This is a genomic window from Rhodococcus sp. BE178, from assembly GCF_050433545.1.
In the GTDB taxonomy this organism is placed as follows: domain Bacteria; phylum Actinomycetota; class Actinomycetes; order Mycobacteriales; family Mycobacteriaceae; genus Prescottella.
In genome coordinates this window covers 23024-44258 of record NZ_JBNPXA010000012.1, presented here as the reverse complement: position 1 = coordinate 44258, position 21235 = coordinate 23024, and the positions used below count along the sequence as shown (strand labels likewise).

Sequence of the window (21235 nt, the reverse complement as noted above, 5' to 3'; positions counted from 1 at the left end):
GCACAGCTCGACACAACCGTAGAGCAGAAGGGAGTGCGGGGCGTCGTGCGGACCGTCGCTCGTGCCGTCCGCGCCCGTCCGCGGTCGGCCACAGCCGTCGGGGGCCTTCGGTAGCCTCAGTCGCTGTGACCGAGAACAGGCTCGCCCCCGGCGACATCGCACCCGACTTCACCCTGCCCGACGCCGACGGCAACGAGGTGTCGCTCGCCGACTACCGCGGCCGCAAGGTGATCGTGTACTTCTATCCCGCCGCGAGCACGCCGGGCTGCACCAAGCAGGCGTGCGACTTCCGCGACAGCCTCGCCGAACTCAACGAGGCCGGTCTGGACGTCGTCGGCATCTCCCCCGACAAGCCCGCCAAGCTCGCGAAGTTCCGCGACAACGAGGGCCTGACCTTCCCGCTGCTGTCGGATCCCGAGAAGACGACGCTCACCGCATGGGGCGCGTTCGGCGAGAAGAAGATGTACGGCAAGGTCGTCCAGGGCGTCATCCGCTCGACGTTCCTCGTCGACGAGAACGGCAAGATCGAGGTGGCCCAGTACAACGTGCGCGCCACCGGCCACGTCGCCAAGCTCCGCCGCGACCTGTCGGTCTGACGCCGCCCCGTCAGCCGAGGCCCTGTAGGAACAGGGCCTCGGCGACGGCCAGATTCTCGATCTCCGACGGGTCAACGCTCTCGTTGGGCGCGTGGATCAGCGCCCGCGGCTCCTCGACACCCATCAGCACGATCTCGGCGTCCGGGAGCTGTCCGGCCAAGGTGTTGCACAGCGGGATCGTGCCGCCCTGCCCCGCCACCGCCACGTCGGCGCCGAACGCCTCCGCGAGCGCGGACGTCAGAGCGGTGTAGCCGGGCCCGGACGTCTTCGCCCGGAACGGCGACCCGACCGCCTCACGTTCCACCGTCACGTGGGCGCCCCACGGCGCCGCTTTCTCGAGATGCGCGATGAGCGCGTCCTGCGCCTTGTGCGGATCCATCCCCGCCGGCACTCGCAGATTGAGCCGGGCCGACGCCCGCGGCTGGATCGCCGCCGCGGACCCGACGACCGGCGGAGCGTCGATCCCGAGGATCGTCAGCGCCGGACGCGCCCACACCGCGTCCGCGACCGAGCCCGAACCGGTGAGCCGGACCCCGTCCAACACGCCGGCATCCGCCCGGAACTGGTCCTCCGGATAGTCCACACCGTCCCAGTCCTGCGCGGTGTCGAGCCCGTCGACGACGGTGTTGCCGCCGTGGTCCCGCAACGTGGAGAGCATCTGGACGAGCGCGGCCAGAGCGTCCGGCGCGGAACCGCCGTACATGCCCGAATGCAGTTCGCCCGCGAGGGTTTCCACATGCACCACGACGTTCACGATTCCCCGCAGACTCGTCGTGAGGGTGGGCCGGCCGACTGCGACATTGCCGGTGTCCGCGATCACGACCACGTCCGCGGCGAACAGTTCGGGCCGCTGCTCGACCAGATCCTCGAGCCCCCCGCCGCCCATCTCCTCGGAGCCCTCCGACACGATCCGGATCCCCACGGGCAGCGGCTCCCCTGCTCCCGCGAGCGCCCGCAGCGCGAGCAGGTGCATGACGACATTGCCCTTGCAGTCCGCGGCACCGCGCCCGTACCACCGGCCCTCGCGCTCGGTGAGTTCGAACGGCGGCGTCGCCCACAGCGCCTCGTCGCCCGCAGGCTGGACGTCGTAGTGGCTGTAGAGCAGCACCGTCGGCGCACCCTCGGGTCCCGGCTGATGCCCGACGACCGCGCGGGAACCGTCGGACGTCCCGATCAGTTCGACGTGGCCGATCCCGGCCGCCCGGAAGGCGTCGGCGACCCAGTTCGCGGCGGCGGCGCACTGCTCGGGCGGGGCCTGCCTCGGATCCGCGATGGACCGCAATGCCACGAGCGCGGCGAGTTCGTCACGCGCGGTCGGCATCAGCTCCCGAACCCGGGCCCGAATCTCGTCCGACTTCTGCACCACCACGGCCACCTCCAGCATTCTCGACGCGTCGCATCCGAGCCTACGAGCCGGAGACGGCCGACGTGGCGTACTGCCGCTAGGTGTCGTACTGCGCCACGAGACGTTCGACGCCATCGAGGAGCAGCGACAGCGCGAACCGGAAATCGGCGTCCTGCCAATCGACGTCGTCCTCCGCGAACGCACCGCTGTCCAGCGCCGACATCAGGGCCGGAAACTGCGCCGGGTCGAGGACCCTCGGCAGGATGCTGGCGTAGTTGTCCGCTTCCACGTCGGGGACCAGATCGATGGTGAACCGGGCCCGGCCGATGACGTGTACCGAGACGTTCAGCGCAACCTGCACCTTGAGCGGCTCGGGCAGCGCCGTCGATGCCAGAGTTCCGAGAGCAGCCTCGAGCCACGCGATGTTGTTCGGCCCGAGAGGGGCCCCGCTGATCGGCAGGTGCAGCCACCACCGGTGGCGCATGAGCGTGTCGTACTCGGCGCGCGCCCACACCTCGAGCCCCTCCCGCCACGACAGCTCCGGCGGAATCGTCGGCGGCGGGCCGATGACGCGATCGGAGATCAACTCGAGCAGTTCGTCCTTGCTCTCGACGTACCGGTACAGCGACATCGTGGTGAAGCCCAGACGCTTGGCGACCCGCGCCATCGACAGCGCCGCCACGCCCTCGTCGTCGGCGAGTTCGATGGCGGCATCGAGGATCTCGCTCACGCTCAGGCCCCGCTTGGGTCCACGGCTGCCGGCTTCGCCCAGTCCCCAGGCGAGTTCGACGATCCGAGGCAGCGCCGCGCCCTCAGTGGTCTCCATCCGCGTCACCGCTCCTCTCTCGAGCCGACTCTTGCGCTCATCCTAAAACTGCGTATGTTGTAAACAGTTGTGTATCACGTACGCAGTTTTGGGGAGGACGGCTCATGAACCGACCACAGACGACGCACGCCATCTCGGCGACCGGGTTACGGAAGACCTTCGGCGACCGCACGGTGCTGGACGACGTGGATCTCCACGTGCCCACGGGCAGCGTGTTCGCGCTGCTCGGCGCCAACGGCGCCGGCAAGACCACCACGGTCCGCATCCTGTCGACCTTGCTGCCGTTCGACGCCGGGCAGGTCGAGGTCGCGGGACACCACCTGCCGTCACAGGCGCGTGCGGTCCGCGCCGACATCAGCGTCACCGGCCAGTACGCGTCGGTCGACACACTGCTCACCGGCCGCGAGAACCTCACCCTCATCGGCGACCTGCATCACCTCGGTCGCCGTGAATCACGGCGCCGCGCAGACGAACTCCTCGAGCAGTTCGACCTCACCGACGCCGCGAACCAGCGTGCCGACACCTACTCCGGTGGAATGCGACGACGCCTCGACCTCGCGATGAGCCTGGTCGCGCGGCCGCGGGTGCTGTTCCTCGACGAACCGACGACCGGGCTCGACCCCCGGAGCCGTCGAGACATGTGGGCGATGGTGCGCGAACTGGTCCGCGACGGCACCACGATCCTGCTCACCACGCAGTACCTCGACGAGGCCGACGAGCTCGCCGACCGGATCGCCGTCCTCGACGCCGGAAGGATCGTCGCCGAAGGCACCGCGGACGAGCTCAAACAGCTGGTACCGGGCGGGCACGTGGAGATCGCCGTCCACGACCCGGCCCAGCTCGCGCGGGCGAGCGCAGCGCTGTCCGACGCCGTCGTCGACCTCGACGCCTCGACGCTGCAGATCCCGACCGACGGCAGCATCCGCTCCCTCAAGGCGCTCCTCGACCGCATCGACGACCCGACGCTGTCCGTCGATCGGTTCACCCTGCACACCCCCGATCTCGACGACGTGTTCTTCGCCCTCACCGGTGGAGCCCGCAAGGAGGAAGTCCGATGACCGTGCCATCTACGACATCGACCCTGACCGTGAACGAATCCGTGTTCGCACTGTCCGACTCCTGGACGATGTTGTGGCGGAACCTCACCCACATCTCGCGCAGCCCGGACACGATGCTCACGGCCCTCGCCCTGCCGATCATGTTGATGGTGATGTTCGTCTACGTGTTCGGTGGCGCGATCGACACCGGCGGCGCCTACATCGATTACGTCGTGCCGGGCATCATCCTGTTGTGCGCGGCCTTCGGCGCGTCCACGACGGCGGTGAGCGTCTCCAGCGACATGACCGACGGCATCATCGACCGGTTCCGCACATTGCCCATCGCACGGTCCGCGGTCCTGAACGGACACGTGCTGGCGAGCGTCGTGCGGAACATGATCACGACCGCGATCGTCGTCGCATTCGCGCTGCTGATCGGGTTCCGCCCGACGGCAGACCCCGTGCGGTGGCTCGGGGCGATCGGGATCATCGCGTTGTTCGTGTTCGCGCTGTCGTACCTGTCGACCGCGCTCGGGTTGCTCGCGAAGAACCCGGAAGCCGCGAGCGGCTTCACGTTCGTCATCCTGTTCCTGCCCTACGTCAGCAGCGCGTTCGTGCCGGCTGCCACGATGCCGAGTTGGCTGCAGTGGTTCGCCGCGAACCAGCCGGTCACCCCCGTCATCGAGACGGTTCGGGGGCTGCTGATGGGCACGCCGATCGGCGACAGCGCCGTGCTGGCCGTCCTGTGGTGTGCCGCCGTCACCGTCGTCGGATTCGTCGGCGCCACGGTGCTGTACCGCAGGCGGACGACGCGTTAGCGGTACCGCGGGAAACACCAGAACGGGCAGGTCGTCGAATCTGACGGCAAAGACCGATAATCTGTGCTCGTGGAGTCCACTACCAGCCGCCGTCCCCCTCGCAGGGTGGACCCCGCGCTGGAGGTCCAGAGCGACCCCCAGGAACTCATGCCCCGGCGGCGCCCGACGCAGGAGCGCAGCCGCCGCAAATTCGACGCCCTACTGGCCTCGTCGCGGGAACTGCTGGTCGACGTCGGCTTCGAATCGTTCACGTGCGAGGAGGTGGCGGCCAGGGCGGATGTGCCGATCGGCACGCTGTACCAGTTCTTCGCGAACAAGTACGTGATCGTGTGCGAGCTCAACCGCCAGGATCTCGTGGGCGTGCAGCAGGAGTTGGAGGCGTTCAACGGCGAGGTACCGTCGCTCGACTGGCTCCGGTTCCTCAACAAGTTCGTCGATCACATGGCGGGGCTGTGGACGTCGGATCCGTCGCGGCGTGAGGTGTGGCTGGCGATGCAGTCGACGCCGTCGACCCGGGCCACCGGCGTGATCCACGAGAAACAGTTCGCCGAGCAGGTCTCGCGAATGCTGGCGCCGCTCACCCCGCACACGCCCCGCGAGCGCCGCAAGATGATGGCCGAGGTCCTGGTCCACGTCGTCTACTCGATGTTGAATTTCTCGGTACAGGACGGCCAGAGCCACGCCGACGCCGTCGCCGAACTCAAACGGCTCATGGTCGCGTATCTGCTGGTGGCCGAGAAGGAATCACGCTCGACCTGAGGTCCACCGCACCCGACCGGGGTCAGCGGGCCTCCACCTCCGCCACACCGTCGTAGCCACCGCTGGTCCTGCCACGCACCCGCACTGCTGCGACGACCGTGATGGCGGCCGCGACGAAGATCATGCTCGCGGAGACCAGCAGCGCCGTGTCGAGGCCGGCATGGAACGCCGCGTACGTCGCGTCGATGACCTGGTCGACGATCGGACCGTAGGCCGACGACGCCTCCTCACTTCCGCCGGCCGGCACGGCCCCGGTCTTGATCGCGTCGATGACGATGGACTGGAAGTTGGCGGGAATGTCCAGATCGTTGAGCCTGCCGGTGAGGTCCTCCGTCAGGTGGGAGTTGACCAGCGCGCCGAGCGCCGCGACCCCCACTACGGCCCCGATCTGACGCATCGTGTTGGTGGCCGCAGCCGCCATCCCCGAGTGCGCGGCGGGCACCCCGGACAGGACGGCAGACGTCAACGGCACCACCGCGATCCCGAACCCGAGACCCGCGACGGTGAGCGCGCCGGCCAACGGAACGAAGGACGGGTCGCCGCTCAGTGCCGCTCGGGTGAGCAGGATGCCCACCGCCGCCAGAATGCACCCCACGATCATGGGCACCGCGGCCGAACTGCGGGCCACCCAGAATCCGCACAGCGCGGAGCCGACCACGATCGCGACCGCCATCGGCGTGAACATCGCCGCGGCGTGCAGTCCCGAATAGGCGTAGACCTCCTCGAGATACAGCGCGGTGAAGAAGAAGATGGAGAACACCCCGAAGTAGACGGCGAACGCGACGATCAGCGCGCTGCGCACCATCGGCGGGTGCAGGTACCGGAAGTCGAGCATCGGGTTGCGGACCCGCAGCTCGACGATCACGAAGGCGACCAACGAGATTCCGCCGACGACGAACAGTGTGATCACCGACGGTGCGTCGTAGCCGACGTTCTCCCCCGAGATGCCCGCAAAGATGACGCATCCGAGGAAGGTGGAACCCAACACGAACCCCGCCAGGTCCAGTCGCCCCGGCTGCGGATCGGAACTCTCGGGAACGAATCGAACAGCCGCGACGAACAACACGGCGCCGAGGACGAGGTTGAACCAGAACACCGCGCGCCAGTCGTACGTGCCGACCAGCAGACCGCCGACCACCGGGCCCAGCGCGAGCGCCAGACCGGACACACCGGCCCACGCACCGAGCGCCTTGGCACGGTCGCTCCGATCAGGGAACACGTGGCGGATCACCGACAGCGTGCCCGGCTCGGATGCGGCCGCTCCCACGCCCATCACCGCGCGCCCCACGATGAGCACCGCGACGGTCGACGCGACCGCCGACACCGCCGAACCGACGCAGAAGATCACGATGCCCGCGACCATGACCCGCTTGCGTCCCCACCGGTCGCCGAGCGAACCCGCCGTCAGCATCAGAGACGCGAACACCAGCGTGTAGGCGTTCACGACCCATTGCAGCGACACCACACCCGCATGCAGGTCCGACTGCACGCTGCCGAGCGTGACACTGACGATCGTGGTGTCGAGGAACGTCAGGAACAGCACCGCGCAGACAGTCGCGAGCGCGGCGCGCGGTTGCGCCGTCGCGCCGATCGGCGCGACGACACCGCGGCTCATGTCGAACTCAGCTCGGTGTCGCCGCCGATGTCGTCGGCTGTCCGCACACCGGCGGCGGGTTTCCCTCGAGGGTCAGCAGGTCGCAGAACGTGCCCTGTGCGACCTTCCACTGGCCGTCCTGCTCGACGGCCTCACCGATCCGGTCGGCCAGCACGGGTTGACCGTTCATCTCGATCGTGTACGTGACGGTCGCGTGGCCGGGGGCGTCCATGTCCACGTTCGTCACGGTCGCCGTGGTGCCCTTCGCCATCGGCGATTCGGCCTGCGCGTTGATGGTGTCGGCGAACGCCTCGCCGTTCTGCACCAGCAGGATCTTCTGGCCTCCCGATGTCTCCCCGGAGAAGAATGCGACGAAGGCGTCGTTCACGTCCTTCGACGCCCCGGTCATCGGCATCGCCGTCCCCGTCCCGCTCGGGGAGGTCATCCCCGTCCCGAATGTCATGGACGCGGATGTCATGGAGGCGCTGGTCGAACCGGACGAGTTGTCGTCGTTCGACGAGCACCCGGTCACGGCCAGCAGTGCCGCGAACCCCACCGCGGTCACCGCCCGGATCGTGCCGGGCCTGCGGAAAATCTGATCGTTCTGTGTCGAGTGGAACACGGTTTAGCCCTTCCGTCTCGGATCACCCCGGAACAGGTTCGGAACAGCCTCGCCTCCGTTTCTACGCCGATTACCGTCCCTCGACCCCCTGTTCGGCGGCAATCCGGCGCGATTTCCGCCCGCGGTCCGGCAGAAACGACGAGACCGGCCGACGGATTTCTCCGTCGGCCGGTCTCGTTCGTCCGGGTCCGGTCAGGCGATCGGGTCCGGCTCCTCGATCACGACCATCGCTCCCGCCACGTCCCCGTCGTGGGTGAGCGACAGGTGGATCTTCGCGGACGGCAGGAACTGCGCGGCCTCGTCGTGCAGCTTGATCGTCGGGCGCCCCCAGGCGTCGTTGACGACCTCGACCTGCACGTAGGCGTTGTCGCCGACGGCCGGCGGCCGGGCGAACCGGGAGGCCGCCCACGCCTTGATCACGGCCTCCTTCGCCGCCCAGCGCACCGCGTAGTGCCGGGCCGGTTCACTCTTGGCCTCGCAGTAGCGCCGCTCCCCCGGACGGAAGCTCGACTTCATCGCCGTACCGGGACGCTTCAGCTGCTCCTCGAACTCCGAGATCGTGACGACGTCGAAGCCGATTCCGAGAATGGCCATCACTGGCACCCCGGCTTCCCGAGGCGGTACACGTGATCGCTGCCCAGGCGCGCATCCTCGGCGAGGAGCATGTCGGCCTCGAGCTGCCGGGATGCCTTGGCGGGCACCGAGTCCCCGCCGAAGCGACGGTCCGCCGGACGCTCGTACAGGCTGTCGCCACCGCACATCGCCGCGGCCAGACGGCGCTGACCGTCGATCGTGCGCTGCTGTGCCTGCGCCAGGTAGGCCTCGCGCTGATCCGCCGGGATCGACTCGACGAACGCCTGCGGGTGAACCACCGCGATCAGGCCCGACACGTGACCGAAGCCGAGGCTGGTCAGCAGGCCCGCCTTGAGCGCGAACTGGTCGCCGAAGCGCAGCGGGGTCCGCGGCCACACCAGGTGCGAGAACTCCGCCATCTTGTCGTCGACGCAGTCGAGGCTGCGGTTCGGCGGGATGACGCCCTGGCCGAGGACCTGGCACAGGCCGATCAGCTGGAACGCCGCCGCACCACCCTTGGCATGACCGGTGAGGGTCTTCTGCGAGATCACGAACAGCGGGGCACCCTCGCTGCGGCCCAGGGCCGCGGCCAGACGCTCGTGCAGTTCGGCCTCGTTCGGGTCGTTCGCCGCGGTCGAGGTGTCGTGCTTGGAGACCACCGAGATGTCGTCGGCGGTGACACCGAGCGCATTGAGCGACAGCGCGAGCTGCGAGTCCTGTCCCCCGCGTCCGGCGCCGAGGGCACCGATGCCGGGGGCCGGGATCGACGTGTGGACACCGTCGGCGAACGAACCCGCCCACGCGACCACACCGAGGACCGGCAGGCCCATCTCCAGGGCCAGGTCGCCCCGGGCCAGCAGGATCGTGCCGCCACCGGCCGACTCGACGAATCCGCCGCGACGGCGGTCGTTGGCCCGCGAGAAGCGACGATCGCTGATGCCCTTGGCGGTCATCTCGTCCGACTTCGCGGTCGCCGACATGTCACCGAAGCCGATGATGCCCTCGATACCGAGGTCGTCGAAGCCACCGGAGACGACCAGCTTGGCCTTGCCGAGCCGGATCTTGTCGACGCCCTCCTCGACGGAGACCGCAGCCGTGGCGCACGCCGCAACCGGATGCACCATCGCGCCGTAGCCACCGACGTACGACTGGACGACATGCGCCGCAATCACATTCGGCAGGGCTTCCTGCAGGATGTCGTTCGCGCGGGACTCACCGAGCAGCGTGTCGATGTACAGCGAGCGCATCGACGTCATGCCGCCCATACCGGTGCCCTGGGTGTTGGCAACGAACGCCGGGTGCACCCAACGGAGCAGTTCGGACGGGGTGAAGCCGCCGGTGAGGAACGCGTCGACGGTCGAGACGATGTTCCACAGGCCCACACGGTCCACGGATCCGGCCATGTCGGCGGGGATGCCCCACTTGGTGACGTCGAACCCGGTCGGGATCTGGCCGCCGACCGTGCGGGTCAGCTTCGCCTTGCGCGGCACGCGGATCTCGGTGCCGGCCTTGCGGGTGACGGTCCAGTCGCCGCTCTCCGCGTCGACCGCGGCGGTCGTGTTCTCCGGATCGGAGTCGACGAACGCCCGGGCCTCGGCCTCGGAGCCGACCACGAACGACAGGTCCTTGTCGATGAACACCGACGTCAGCAGCGGCGCCGTGTTGTCGACCATCGCGCCCTCGTCACCGTAGGTGCGGATACCGCACCGCTCGACGACGGCGTCGTGGTAGCGGTCGGCGATCTCCGCCTCCGGCACCAGGTCTCCGGTCTCGGCGTCGTACCAGCCGGCGACGGGATCGTTCTCCCACGTCACCAGGCCGGTGTTCCATGCCAGCTCGAGTACGCCGGCCGCCGAGAGCTGCTCGTCGACCTCCATCTCGAAGCGGGTCCGGGACGAACCGTACGGGCCGAGCTCACCGGCGCCGACGATCACGACCAGATCGGCAGGATCGACGTCCAGCTCGGGCCAGGACCCGACGGCCGGCAGTTCGACCGCCCGCGGCGGAGCAGGCAGCGCCGCAATGGAATTCGCATCGACACCGGCCTCGTCGGCCTTCTTGCCGGCGTTCTCGGCCGCCTCGGCGGCCTCCTTCGCCAGCGCGGGCAGATCCAGGTCGACCTCGGCGAGTCCGCCGGTCAGGTCGACCACACGCGGTGCATCCGCAGCAGCACGCCGGACGTCCGCCGTGCACGAGCCCAGCAGTTCGGTGGTCATCTCGTCGGTGGACCAGGTGCGCACGCCCTTGGCCTCGACGGCCTCGACCATCGGGTCGTTGCCGCCCATCAGGCCGGTGCCGCGCACCCACCCGATCAGCGCGTGGACGATCGTGACCCGCTCGGCCCACGTGCGCTCGGCCGACCAGCGTCCGACGACCGCGTCGAGCGCGGCCTTGGACTCGCCGTACGCGCCGTCGCCGCCGAACAGGCCGCGGTTCGGGGAACCGGGCAGCACCACGTGCAGGTGGGTGTCGACGTCGCTGTCGTAGCCGATCTTCGACAGGCCGCCGATCAGTCGCTCCACCGACCACAGCAGGACCCGCATCTCCATCTCGGCGCGGGCGCCGGCGTCGGAGAGCTCACCGGCCACGCGAGGTGCGGCGAACGGGAACAGCATCGTCGGAGTCATCGCCTCCTTGATCAGCTTCTTCGCGCCACCCGCGGTCTCCGTCTGGACCGTGCCGACCCAGTCGATGAGCGCGTCGACGTCCGCGTAGGACGCCATGTTCGCGGGGACCACCCACAGGGCGGCACCGGCGCGGGCGTTGTCGGCGTAGAGCTTGCGGTAGAAGCCCAGCCGCGCGTCGTCGAGGCGCGAAGTGGTCACGACCACCGTCGCACCGCCGCCGAGCAGCTTGCCCGCCACCGAAGAGGCGATCGAGCCCTTGCTCGCACCGGTGACGACCGCGATCTCACCGGACCACTGGCCGGCCTCGTCGATCGGGGCGATCGCGACCTGCGCGATGCGGCCGTAGATCTCGGCGAGCGTGGTGCGGCCGGTGTCGGTGGCGCGCTGCTGCCACCACTGGGCGTGGGCGGCCACGGCAGCACCGGCACCGTCGAAACGCTCGACGGTCAGCTCGGTCTCGCCGATCCAGGCCCGGGCCAGGTCCTCGCGAGCGGTGGCCCAGCGGTCGTCGATCAGGACGGCCTTCTTGGCGTCGAACGCGGGGGCGACCAGGCGCGGCCAGTCCGAACCCAGCTCGGCCGACACCAGGTCGACGAGCGCGGTGTCCTCGGTTGCGACCGCGGCCGCCGCCGCATCGCTGAAGCCGAGCTGCTCGAGCACCAGACGGGCAGCAGAGGCGAGAACGCCGTTGCGACCGGTGATGTGCTCGGTGAACTCGCCGAGCGCGGCAGCGTCGACGGTTCCGCCTGCACCGCCACCGGCGGCCGGCAAGGAAACTACGAGACCGCGTCGCGAGGCGACCGACTGCACGGCCGCGTCGACGAGCGCGTCGACCGCTGCGCCGTCGGCGATCGCACCCTCGTGCAGACCGCCCATCGCGCCACCGCGGACGCTGGAGCCGTCACGGGTGCCGAGTGCGACCTCGGCGGTCACGTGGTGGGCCCAGCCGTCGCCGAGCTCCCAGACCTTCTTGACGCGGTCCGCGATCGCGGCGGGGCGGCGACCGGACGGGCCGAACACCTTCCGCAGGTGATCGTTGATCGAGTCGGACAGCACCGGGCCGAACGGCTTGTAGGTGCGCGCCAGGCGGTCGACCGTCACTGCGAGCGAGCCCATGTCGGCATCCGCGGCGCCGTCGATCGCGCCGAGCGACAGCTCGGCGCCGAGGTCGACGAGCAGCTGGTTGCGGCGCGAGGACACGCCGTCGCACAGCGCCTCGATGGTGTCGGCGGGACCGATCTGGTCCGGGCGCAGCTTGGTCCACAGGGCGATGAGCACCTTGGTGGCGTCGGCGGCCTTGAACGCGATGTCGTCCGGGCGCGGACCACCGGCCGGCGCGGCCGGGGCCGCGGCGGGCGCGGCGACAGCCGGAGCGGCTGCCGCTGCGGGAGCGGCACTTTCGATGGGCTCGTCATCCTCCACCGGCGCCGGATCGACATCGGTGCTGTAGACGACGGACGCCTCACGCTCGATGTTGAGGACCTCGACCGTGCTGTTCGCATGCTCGGGCAGCTTCATCGTCTGCGAGGCGAGGTTCGCGACGGTCGGGGTGGCACCCAGACCGATCTCGACGAACCGCTCCACCCCGAGGCCGCCGTCGGCCTCGTCGGTGAACAGCAGGTCCTGCGTCTCGATCCAGCGGACCGGGCTCGCGAACTGCCAGGCCAGCAGCTCGACGAGGATGACGCGGGTCAGCGCGACGGGGCGCTCGCTCCAGCTGTCGAAGTCGGCGAGCACGGCCTGCAACTGCTGCGACGGCACCAGGTCGGCGATCTCCTGGACGAAGTCGCGGCGCAGGTTGAACAGCTTCGGCACCAGGTTCGGGATGTAGCGGCCGACCAGCACCGACGGATCGATGTCCTGCGGCAGCAGCTCGTCGAGCTTGGCGCGGAAGTCGTCGACACCGCCCCGCAGCACGGTCGAGTGGAACGGCACGTCGATGCCGGGCACCACGATGAACGCGCGCTTGCCGCCGAAAGCCTCACGGCGGATGTCGATCTCACGCTCGAGCGCGGCGAGACCCTTGACCGTGCCGGCGATCGCGTACTGCGAACCCTTCAGGTTGAGGTTCACGATCTGCAGGAATTCACCCGTCGCGTCCGCGACGCCTCCGACGAAGGCCTGCAGCTCGTCGTCGGCGACACCGATCTGCGACGGACGGATCGCGGCCATGCGGTAGTCGCTGCGGCCGGCCGCGTCGCGCGGGACCAGCTCGTGCATCGCCGAACCGCGCTGGAACACGACCTCGAGCAGCGCCTCGAGCGGCAGCACACCGGCGACCGCGGCGAGCGCGTTGTACTCACCGACCGAGTGGCCGGCCAGGTACGAACCCTCCACGTAGGCACCGGATTCGCGCAGCTCCGCGACCTGGGCCACGCCGAGGGTGGCCATCGCGACCTGCGTGAACTGGGTCAGGTGCAGCACGCCGTCCGGGTGGCGATGCTCGACGCCCCGCGCCTTGACCAGCGTCGGGTTGTCACGGACCACGGCCAGGATCGAGAAGCCGAGGGCCTCACGGGTGTGCTTGTCGGCGCGCTCCCACACCTCGCGGGCGGCCTTGCTGCGGGCGCGGGCGTCGAGGCCCATGCCCGGGCGCTGGATGCCCTGACCGGGGAACGCGTACACCGTCTTCGGCGTGGCGGTGCGGCCGGTGGCGACCATCACCAGGTCGCCGTCGACACGGCAGCCCACCTCGACGATCTCGGCACCGCGGTCGGTCGCGACACGGTCGACGCGGACGTCGATCTCGGCGCCGGGACGGACCATCCCGAGGAAGCGGGCGGTCCACGCGGTGAGACGACGAGCCGGAGTCTTCGACTGCGGATCGACGGCGGTGACGGCCTGCTGTGCCGCGGCGGACAGCCACATGCCGTGCACGATCGGGCTGCCGAGCCCGGCCAGCAGTGCGGCCGCGTCGGACGTGTGGATCGGGTTGTGGTCACCGGAGACGCGGGCGAACGCCGCCATGTTCCGCGGCGCCACCATCTTCAGGTCGCGGCGACGGCGACGCGGGGTCTCGGCGACGTCGTCGCCGAGCGAACCGCCGGCGCGGGCCGGATCGGCCAGCTCACCCTTGCCGGTGCGACCGCGGATCGCGAAGCGCTCGGTGAGCGTCGCGACGGCCGGGGCGTCGAGGCCCTCGCCGAGCATCGCGCCGACCTCGACGCGGACCTCGACGACGCGACCCATGTCGGTGTCGACGATCTCGCCGGCCTCGGCACGGACCACGAGAATGCTGGTCTCCGTGGGCAGTTCACCCACCAGGTGCACGGCGTGGTCGAGGTGGACCAGGTCGAGCATGCCCTCGATGACGTGGACGCCCGCCGTGGTGGTCGCGGCACCCAGAGCGGCGAACACGGCCGGCCAGCAGGCGCCGACGACGACGTCGGGCACCGCATTGCCGCTGGTGCTCACGGTCTCCGGCAGGCCGACGCCGGTGACACCGGCGTGGTCGGCGACCAGGTCCGGGGTCCACGCGAGGTTGATGTGCGCGACACCACCCTTGACCGCCGGAAGCTCCTGTCCGGCAGCGACGCCGAGCAGTGCGGACATCGACGCCTCGGCGTCGGCCTCGGTGACGACCGGGGCACCGCCGTCGCGGACCGCGGCCGGGACGGTGATCCGGATCTCGACGGCCTTGCCCAGCGCGAGCGGGACCGTGAGGTCGACGTGCTCGGCGCCGGCGACGACCAGGCGGGCGCCGGTCTTGTCGTGGCTCGCGACGGTGTCGGACTCGATGGTCCACTCGGCGACCTCGCCGAGGCGACGGACCGGGTTCTGCGTCAGGCGCGCGGCCCACAGCACGTCGGGCGCGGTGAGGACGGCGTCGAGCAGACCCGTGCCGAAGCCACCGTGGCGACGACCCGCGACCTGGGCCGGGGTGACACCGGTCGCGACGAGCTCGTCGGCCGTGGCCTTCTCGAAGCGGTCGAGCAGATCGCCCACCGGCTCGTCGACGCGGGTGATGCCGGCGACCGCGACGGTGCCGGGGATGACGCACACCTGGTCGGCGCCGTAACGCGGATCGTGAGCCTGCCACAGCGAGTCCGAGCGCCACCAGCGACGGACGTCGCCGTCGACGACGGGCACGAAGTTGACGGGCTTACCGGGCGTCTTGCACAGCGCGGTGAAGAACGGGACATCGGCCGGGTGCAGCACCGTGGTGGCGTAGTCCGGGTATGCGGCCTCGAGCGCGCACAGCGCGGCGAACGGCTGGTCGAGCGTGGCCGAATCCGCGAACAGGGTCTCGATCGGTCCGCGGTCGTTGCGGTGCAGGCGGGCCTCGGCACGCTGGAGCATCTCACCGAAACGGGCACGCCACGAGACGTCCAGCCATACCGACTGCGTGGCCTCCGCGATCGCGTCCTGCACGTCGCCGCCGCAGTCGAACGCCTGCGGGGAGTCGACGCCGACGGCGAGCTCGAGGTAGCGGCGCAGCCACTGCTGGTAGGTCATGGCCGCGACGTCACCGAAGTACGGCTTGGCGGTCACGTCCAGCGCGGCGATGATCTCGTCGCGGCGGGCAGCGACGGCCTCGGCGTCACCGGCGACCTCGTCGAGCAGACGACCGGTGCGCGATGCGGCGTTGTCGATCTCGTGGATGTCGGCGCCGAGCTGGCTGCGGCCGGAGGCCATGCCGCCCTCGGCGGTGCCCGCACCGACCCAGTCGGGGGTGCCGGGGGTGTCGACCAGCAGCTGCTTGACCTCGGGCGAGGTGGTGGCCTCGAGGGCTGCCATCGCGGCGGTGCCGACGAGGATGCCGTCGAGAGGCATTGCCGGGAAGCCGTATTCGGTGGACCAACGGCCGGTCAGGTAGTCGGCGGCCCGCTCCGGGGTTCCGATGCCGCCGCCGACGCAGAGCACCAGGTTCTCCCGGGTGCGCAGCTCGGCGTAGGTGTCGAGCAGCAGGTCGTCGAGGTCCTCCCACGAGTGGTGACCACCGGCGCGGCCGCCCTCGATGTGGACGATGACGGGGTACGTCGGGACCTCGTTGGCGATACGGATCACCGAACGGATCTGCGCGACGGTGCCCGGCTTGAACGCAACGTAGCTGAAGCCGGCCTCGGTGAGCTCCTCGATGATCGAGACGGCTTCCTCGAGCTCGGGGATGCCTGCGGTGACGACGACGCCGTCGAACGGGGCGCCCGCGGCCCGGGCGCGCGGCACGAGGCGCTTGCCGCCCACGTGCAGCTTCCACAGGTACGGATCCAGGAACATCGAGTTGAACTGCACGGCGCGCCCCGGCTCGAGCAGGCCCTTCAGTTCCTCGACGTGGTCGGCGAAGATCTGCTCCGTGACCTGGCCGCCGCCGGCGAGCTCGGCCCAGTGACCGGCGTTGGCCGCGGCGGCGACGATCTTCGGATCGACCGTCGTGGGGGTCATGCCGGCGAGCAGAATCGGCGAGCGACCGGTGAGCTTGGTGAACGCGGTCTCGACGGCGACGCGGCCGTCCGGCAGCTGAACTGCCTTGGGCGCGAACTCGGTCCACGCGCGCGGCACCTCGGGTGCGGCGCCCGGAGTGAGCAGGTTGCGGTGACCGCCGCGGGTGGACGCGGCGATGATGCCGACGCCGTGGCCGCGCAGGCCCGCAGAGGTCATGCGGGTGAGCAGGTCGCCGGGGCCCAGGTCCAGGATCCACGCGGCACCGGACTCGACGGCGCCGTCGACCGCGTCGACCCAGTCGACCGGATCGACCAGCACGGCCTGCGCGAGGGCGCGCACCTGCTCGGCGTCGAGGCCGCAGCGGGTGGCCCAGCCACCGATGATGTCGACGGCCTCGTTCAGGGCCGGGTGATGGAAGCCGACCTCGACGGACAGCGACTCGAAGACCGGCGAGAACACGGCGCCGCCGCGAGTCTTGGCGTCACGGGCGCGGGTCTCGTCGGCCGCGATCTGCTCGCAGCGCTGCTGCACGCGGGCCAGCTGGGCCGGCGGACCGGACAGCACGACACGACGGCGGCCGTTACGGATCGCCATGACGGCGGCGCGCTCAGGCTCCTGGCCCTCGGCGAGCTCGGCGACGATTGCCTCGAGACGATCGGGGTCGACGTTCGAGACGGCCAGCATCGGCGCGCGGTCGGCGGTGGCGATGATGCCGCGGCGACGGCCGACGAGACCGGCTCCGGCGCCGATGAGCTGGGCGGTGGCGAGCAGCGCACCATCAGCGGCACCGCCACCCTCCACGGCGGCGGCAGCGATGAGGCCCTGCGAGTGGCCGATCGTCGCGACCGGGGCTGTCTCCGCCGGATCGAGGCCCTGCTGCTGCAGCGCACGCAGCGCCGCGAGCTGGGTCAGGAAGACGCCGGGCAGCGACACTGCGGCGGAGGTGAGTGCGGCCGCGGACGGGCCGGCGGGCGCGCCGGCAGTGTCTTCATCGTCCGCGAGTTCCTGCTCGAGGATCCACGCGATCGGATCGAAACCGACCGGGCGAACCACCAGAAGGTCCTGCGCGACCGGCGCGAGGAGCGCGGCAGCCTCGTTCACCAGCTCGGTGAGCGTCGGCTCCAGGCCGCTGTCACGTGCGAGCTCCGCGAGGGCGCTCAGCCACGGCGCGCCCTGGCCACCGAAAGCCAGTGCGTACGGCTCGCCTGCCCGCAACCGGTCCACGAGCGGACCCTGCGCGGAGGACCGGGCAGAACCCCGATCCGATCCGAACTGGCTGCTCTCCCTCGAGGTTCGTCCGTTTCCTGCAGTGTCGTCGATCGTCACTGAAGTTAAGTCCTCTCCTGGTTCCCTGACGGGAGGTAGGTCGTGGTCGGCCGCCCTCGGCAGAGCTGTCGCGGCGATGTCGCGGCACCCCTCGAACACGCTTCGAAATCCAGCGAATCCGGGCGCGTCAAGGTTGGCACAAAATCATGAGGGAAGCCTCACGTTTGCCACCGACCCCCTTCCCTACCAGCGAGTATCAAGTGACATTGCGCACAGGATCGCGCGAAAGTGACCCGCCAGTAGACCGCGTAACTGCGGGTCACAGGCCATGCATGGACGTCCACAAACCTGAGGGAACCCTCACGTTGATTGTTATCAATTCGTGACCTCCTTGACGGCGGGCCTCGAACGTGCGGTCGGTTCGAAATCGGGAGTCGCGGTCGCGTCGGAGTCTGTCGGGGTGCCCGGATAGCGTCCGCCGGACAACCGACACCAGGGGGGAACATGGATACACCGGAGGTTCACGGACTCGCCGATGCATTCGTAGATGATGCATTCGTCGATGCACTCGTCGAACACATCGCCGCGGCACTGCCGAGCGAGCGGTCGCAGTGGCCGCCGGCCTGGCCGGAGGAGGCCGAGGCCGCCCTGCTCGACGCCGTCTTCTCGGCACGGGCAACGTACGGCACACCGCGCACCGGTGTCCGACGCGTGATCGAGAGCTGGCGCTGTCATCGCGGCACGCGACTCGACGACATCAGCGCGCTGGCGGACTTCGCCGACACCCCGGACCGACTCGCCGAGATCCTGGGCAACCGGCAACGCGTTCCGGGCAACTACACCACCAAGGCCGAGGCGACCGCTCTCGCCGCCGCAGGCCTCGTGCACGCCGGCATCGACACCTCCCGGAAACTGGCCGACGGGCAGGGCGCCTGGTCCGTCATCACCGCCATCCCCGGACTCGGCACCACAACATGGGAGACGTTCGTGTTGCGCCTCGGGCTCATCGGCCCTCGAACGCTCGAACGCTCGAGGCTCTGTGCATGTTCGTCACGGAGGCAACCGGATCGGCGCAACCGGTCACCGAGTCCCATGCCCTGGAGTTGCTGGCCGGCGCCGCGGAGACGGCCGACCTCGATCCGGCAGCGCTGCTGAACGCGGTACGGCGGCACCAGCGAGCACAGGCCGGCAGGCGGGCACCGAAGCCGTTGTCCGCGTAGACGAACAGCCGTACTCCGACCGTCGGCCGGTCCTGACGATGGAGACCGGTCGACGGTGGCGTAGTCTGACAGGCGCTCGCGCGAGTGGCGGAATTGGCAGACGCGCTGGATTTAGGTTCCAGTGTCTCAGGACGTGGGGGTTCAAGTCCCCCCTCGCGCACTCAAATCAAACGACATGACCCCCGACTCGGTTTCATGAATCTCGGGTCGGGTGTCATTGCCTGTTCGTCAGTGGCTCTCATGCATGCCCCTGCGGGCGAGGTCGAGGATCGCTGCAGCACTGTTCACGGCGCCGACTGGCTGCGCCAGCGGCTGCACCGTACGGGCGGCGTGCCGGAGACTCTCGTCGTGCAGCAGGCGCTCCACGATATGGGGCAGTCTTCCGCGACGGATGTCCCGCGGGGTGAACCGGAGGGCGTTGCCGTACCGGGCGCACTCGTCGAGGTTGATTCGCTGTTCCGGCTGCAGGCCGATCCCCGCGAAGGGCGCTCCGGATGCGCAGGCGGTCTGCACGGTGCCCTCGCCACCGTGAATGATCGAGGCGTCGATCATCCCCGCCAGCAGGTGCGCGGGCAGGAAGTCGTACACCTGCACGTTCTCGGGGAGGGCCGCGCAGTCGTCCTCGGTGACGTATCGCCCCGCGCTCGACACGATGTCGATGTCCATCCGGGAGAGCTGTTTCAGCACCTCGAGCACGAGTCGTCGTCCCGCGGACGACCCCATACCGATGTACACGGCGGGTCGCTTCCTTTCCGCAAGAGACGCTACGCGATGCGGAAGCTCGCCAGCGCTCTGAGCGAAGAGGGGGCCGACCGCGATCTCCCGGGCCGCGAGGGGCCGCTGGTCGGCGAACGGAAACAATGACGCGATCAGATTGAGGTCTGCGTCGAGCGCTGCCAGCGTGCGCTCGGGCAGGTGGACGGCATGCTCGGCGGCAACGCGGCGGAAGGAGCCAGGTTTCCACCGGGCCTTGGTAGCGGCCTGGCGCAAGAACCATGCGGCTGCACGGTTCACGTCAGCGGCCGCCGCACCCTGGCCGGCCGTCAGCGGGAACATGGTCATCCGGGTCAGGTGACCATGGCTCATCGCATAGGGACGGACATACACGAGAGGAACCCGCGCCGCCCTCGCCGAGATGAACAGCGTCAGCGTGGTGCCGATCACGATGCAATCGGGCCGCCACCGTTCGATCAACGCGAGTTCACTCGCAACCCGCGTTCGCACCATGGAGTCGGTGAACGGGTGCCGCAGCGCGCGCCCCTGATCCACCGCGATGAGCTGCTCCGCTTCCCGTTCGCTCAGTTCAGGGTCGAGAAGCTCGAGCGCGAACCCTGCCCCCCGGACATAACCGGCGAAGCGTCGCGAGTATCCCATGAAGAGCACGTCATGCCCGTCGGCCCGTACCTCCTTCGCGACCTCGACCGCACGGGAGGTCTCGCCGAGATTGAACGTTTCCGGCGCGAACAGGACCCGCAGGCGCCGGGTACCGCTCATCCCTCCTGCCCTTCCGGGAAGTACGCAGCGACGGATCGAAGCATGAGGTCACGAACGTGACGAGCGCTCGACAGGGATGCTGGTTCCCCGTCGCTTCCAGTCCGAGACAGGCCAGCGAGATGGGGGTACCGCTCGCCGGACAACCGCCGGCCTGCACGCACGGCGGATTCCAGCAGAAAATCAAGATCATCGACAGGATCGCCCGCTGCCTTTCGTCGGCGAGCCTCGAACCGGATGTTCTCGGTTATCAGCAGCACCGTGCTCAAGCGCTCACTCGATGGAAGCAGACTCTCATCGAACAGGCTCAGTGCCCTGTCGATCCACGCGAGATTCTGCGGAGTCACGCCGTTCACGTCCGTCGGCAGTTCGAGTAGCCAAGGGTCGGACGCATAGATACCGAGCAGGGCATCCCACAGTGCCGTAAACCGTTCTCGCCAAGAGCCGTTCAGCTGCGGTGGTTCACCGAGAGCTCGGTCGAGCATGGCGGAAAGTAGATCGTCCCGGTCGCTGACGTGGCGGTACAACGCCATCTTCGCGCACAGTGCGGTTTCGGCCACGCGCGCCATCGTGACCGCCGCCAACCCGTCGGTCCGGGCGAGCGTGATCGAGGCATCGACAATTTCGGTGAGCGACAGCCTCGGCTTCGGACCCGGGCGGAGCACCGAAGGAGTGCCCCAGAGTCGCGAGAGCGCCAAGCCCGGTTCAGTCATGCACCCCTCCGGTAAAGATTGCTCAGACATCCACAATAGCGTCCTATGGACGCAGATAACGTTCCGGGCCCGAGTGTCACGCGACGACGAGCTCCGCCGAAAGCGACACCCCTTACCGGGTGACAACGGAACGAGACAGCGGCGGAACGAACCGGCAGAACGCGCCTACGCGTCCTCCGGCGCGAGGAGAGTCAGCGCGAGGAGTACCGGCCAGTTCGCATCCTCGCTCGCACACCACACCGGTCGGGCACATCGCGAGTGTCTGTGTTGCAAACATCTGCGGATCCGGGTCCATGAGCACCCCCCTCCCGACTAGCGTCGGTTCTCACCGCCCGTCCCGTGCACGGCGCGGCGGTCCACCGAGGC

14 protein-coding genes and 1 tRNA gene are annotated in these 21235 nt (G+C 69.4%); 7 read left to right on the top strand and 8 right to left on the bottom strand.

Annotation, left to right across the window (positions count from 1 at the left end):
- Window positions 1-125: 125 nt before the first annotated feature.
- Window positions 126-596 carry a thioredoxin-dependent thiol peroxidase gene (gene bcp, locus J2X34_RS19775; RefSeq protein ID WP_114724077.1) on the top strand — a complete coding sequence of 157 codons (471 nt, stop codon included), beginning with the start codon at window positions 126-128 and terminating at the stop codon, window positions 594-596.
- Between the two features lie 10 nt (window positions 597-606).
- Here bcp and J2X34_RS19770 read toward each other — a convergent pair whose 3' ends face one another.
- Both J2X34_RS19770 and J2X34_RS19765 read right to left on the bottom strand, forming a co-directional pair.
- A complete protein-coding gene (locus J2X34_RS19770) occupies window positions 607-1965 on the bottom strand; it encodes a dipeptidase (protein ID WP_429519310.1) in 1359 nt (452 codons plus the stop codon).
- A 73-nt stretch (window positions 1966-2038) separates the two neighbouring features.
- Window positions 2039-2767, bottom strand: a complete 729-nt coding sequence (locus J2X34_RS19765) for a TetR/AcrR family transcriptional regulator (RefSeq protein WP_114724075.1) — start codon at window positions 2765-2767, stop codon at window positions 2039-2041.
- A gap of 104 nt (window positions 2768-2871) precedes the next feature.
- Here J2X34_RS19765 and J2X34_RS19760 point away from each other — a divergent pair, with 104 nt between their 5' ends.
- From J2X34_RS19760 to J2X34_RS19750, 3 genes are all read left to right on the top strand, one after another.
- Complete coding sequence (locus J2X34_RS19760; protein ID WP_429519307.1) at window positions 2872-3825, top strand: ATP-binding cassette domain-containing protein; 954 nt, start codon at window positions 2872-2874, stop codon at window positions 3823-3825.
- Entirely contained in the window at window positions 3822-4622 is an 801-nt protein-coding gene (locus J2X34_RS19755; protein WP_429519305.1) for an ABC transporter permease, read from the top strand. Before J2X34_RS19760 ends, J2X34_RS19755 begins: the two co-directional genes overlap by 4 nt.
- 105 nt (window positions 4623-4727) lie before the next feature.
- On the top strand, window positions 4728-5381 hold the full coding sequence (locus J2X34_RS19750; RefSeq protein WP_397484756.1) for a TetR/AcrR family transcriptional regulator: 654 nt from the start codon (window positions 4728-4730) through the stop codon (window positions 5379-5381).
- A gap of 22 nt (window positions 5382-5403) precedes the next feature.
- Here J2X34_RS19750 and J2X34_RS19745 read toward each other — a convergent pair whose 3' ends face one another.
- The gene (locus J2X34_RS19745) at window positions 5404-6996 is read right to left on the bottom strand and encodes an MFS transporter (protein ID WP_429519304.1); all 1593 of its coding nucleotides are present in this window, start codon (window positions 6994-6996) and stop codon (window positions 5404-5406) included.
- A gap of 7 nt (window positions 6997-7003) precedes the next feature.
- A complete protein-coding gene (locus J2X34_RS19740) occupies window positions 7004-7438 on the bottom strand; it encodes a hypothetical protein (protein WP_114724072.1) in 435 nt (144 codons plus the stop codon).
- Here J2X34_RS19740 and J2X34_RS19735 point away from each other — a divergent pair.
- Window positions 7437-7574 (top strand): hypothetical protein, encoded by a 138-nt coding sequence (locus J2X34_RS19735; protein ID WP_174911557.1) that lies wholly within the window; start codon window positions 7437-7439, stop codon window positions 7572-7574. The genes J2X34_RS19740 and J2X34_RS19735 overlap by 2 nt on opposite strands.
- 215 nt (window positions 7575-7789) lie before the next feature.
- Here J2X34_RS19735 and acpS read toward each other — a convergent pair whose 3' ends face one another.
- Window positions 7790-8191 (bottom strand): holo-ACP synthase AcpS, encoded by a 402-nt coding sequence (gene acpS / locus J2X34_RS19730; protein WP_114724071.1) that lies wholly within the window; start codon window positions 8189-8191, stop codon window positions 7790-7792.
- On the bottom strand, window positions 8191-17505 hold the full coding sequence (locus J2X34_RS19725) for a fatty acid synthase subunit beta domain-containing protein (protein WP_429519301.1): 9315 nt from the start codon (window positions 17503-17505) through the stop codon (window positions 8191-8193). Before J2X34_RS19725 ends, acpS begins: the two co-directional genes overlap by 1 nt.
- A 444-nt stretch (window positions 17506-17949) precedes the next feature.
- Here J2X34_RS19725 and J2X34_RS19720 point away from each other — a divergent pair, with 444 nt between their 5' ends.
- Window positions 17950-18600 carry a hypothetical protein gene (locus tag J2X34_RS19720; protein WP_429519299.1) on the top strand — a complete coding sequence of 217 codons (651 nt, stop codon included), beginning with the start codon at window positions 17950-17952 and terminating at the stop codon, window positions 18598-18600.
- A 143-nt stretch (window positions 18601-18743) separates the two neighbouring features.
- Window positions 18744-18825, top strand: a tRNA-Leu gene (locus J2X34_RS19715).
- Window positions 18826-18893: 68 nt separating this feature from the next.
- Here the strand turns inward: J2X34_RS19715 and J2X34_RS19710 are convergent.
- Window positions 18894-20159, bottom strand: a complete 1266-nt coding sequence (locus J2X34_RS19710) for a glycosyltransferase (protein ID WP_114724068.1) — start codon at window positions 20157-20159, stop codon at window positions 18894-18896.
- On the bottom strand, window positions 20156-20869 hold the full coding sequence (locus J2X34_RS19705) for a TetR/AcrR family transcriptional regulator (RefSeq protein ID WP_429519297.1): 714 nt from the start codon (window positions 20867-20869) through the stop codon (window positions 20156-20158). The genes J2X34_RS19710 and J2X34_RS19705 overlap by 4 nt, the downstream gene beginning before the upstream one ends.
- Between the last annotated feature and the right edge of the window lie 366 nt (window positions 20870-21235).

Excerpts from the sequence above, each read along its gene's own strand:
- J2X34_RS19765 (WP_114724075.1), bottom strand. The coding sequence starts at position 2,767 with ATGGAGACCACTGAGGGCGCGGCGCTGCCTCGGATCGTCGAACTCGCC.
- J2X34_RS19760 (WP_429519307.1), top strand. The coding sequence starts at position 2,872 with ATGAACCGACCACAGACGACGCACGCCATCTCGGCGACCGGGTTACGG.
- J2X34_RS19755 (WP_429519305.1), top strand. The coding sequence starts at position 3,822 with ATGACCGTGCCATCTACGACATCGACCCTGACCGTGAACGAATCCGTG.
- J2X34_RS19745 (WP_429519304.1), bottom strand. The coding sequence starts at position 6,996 with ATGAGCCGCGGTGTCGTCGCGCCGATCGGCGCGACGGCGCAACCGCGC.
- J2X34_RS19735 (WP_174911557.1), top strand. The coding sequence starts at position 7,437 with ATGGACGCGGATGTCATGGAGGCGCTGGTCGAACCGGACGAGTTGTCG.
- J2X34_RS19740 (WP_114724072.1), bottom strand. The coding sequence starts at position 7,438 with ATGACATTCGGGACGGGGATGACCTCCCCGAGCGGGACGGGGACGGCG.
- acpS (WP_114724071.1), bottom strand. The coding sequence starts at position 8,191 with ATGGCCATTCTCGGAATCGGCTTCGACGTCGTCACGATCTCGGAGTTC.
- J2X34_RS19720 (WP_429519299.1), top strand. The coding sequence starts at position 17,950 with ATGGATACACCGGAGGTTCACGGACTCGCCGATGCATTCGTAGATGAT.
- J2X34_RS19710 (WP_114724068.1), bottom strand. The coding sequence starts at position 20,159 with ATGAGCGGTACCCGGCGCCTGCGGGTCCTGTTCGCGCCGGAAACGTTC.
- J2X34_RS19705 (WP_429519297.1), bottom strand. The coding sequence starts at position 20,869 with ATGACTGAACCGGGCTTGGCGCTCTCGCGACTCTGGGGCACTCCTTCG.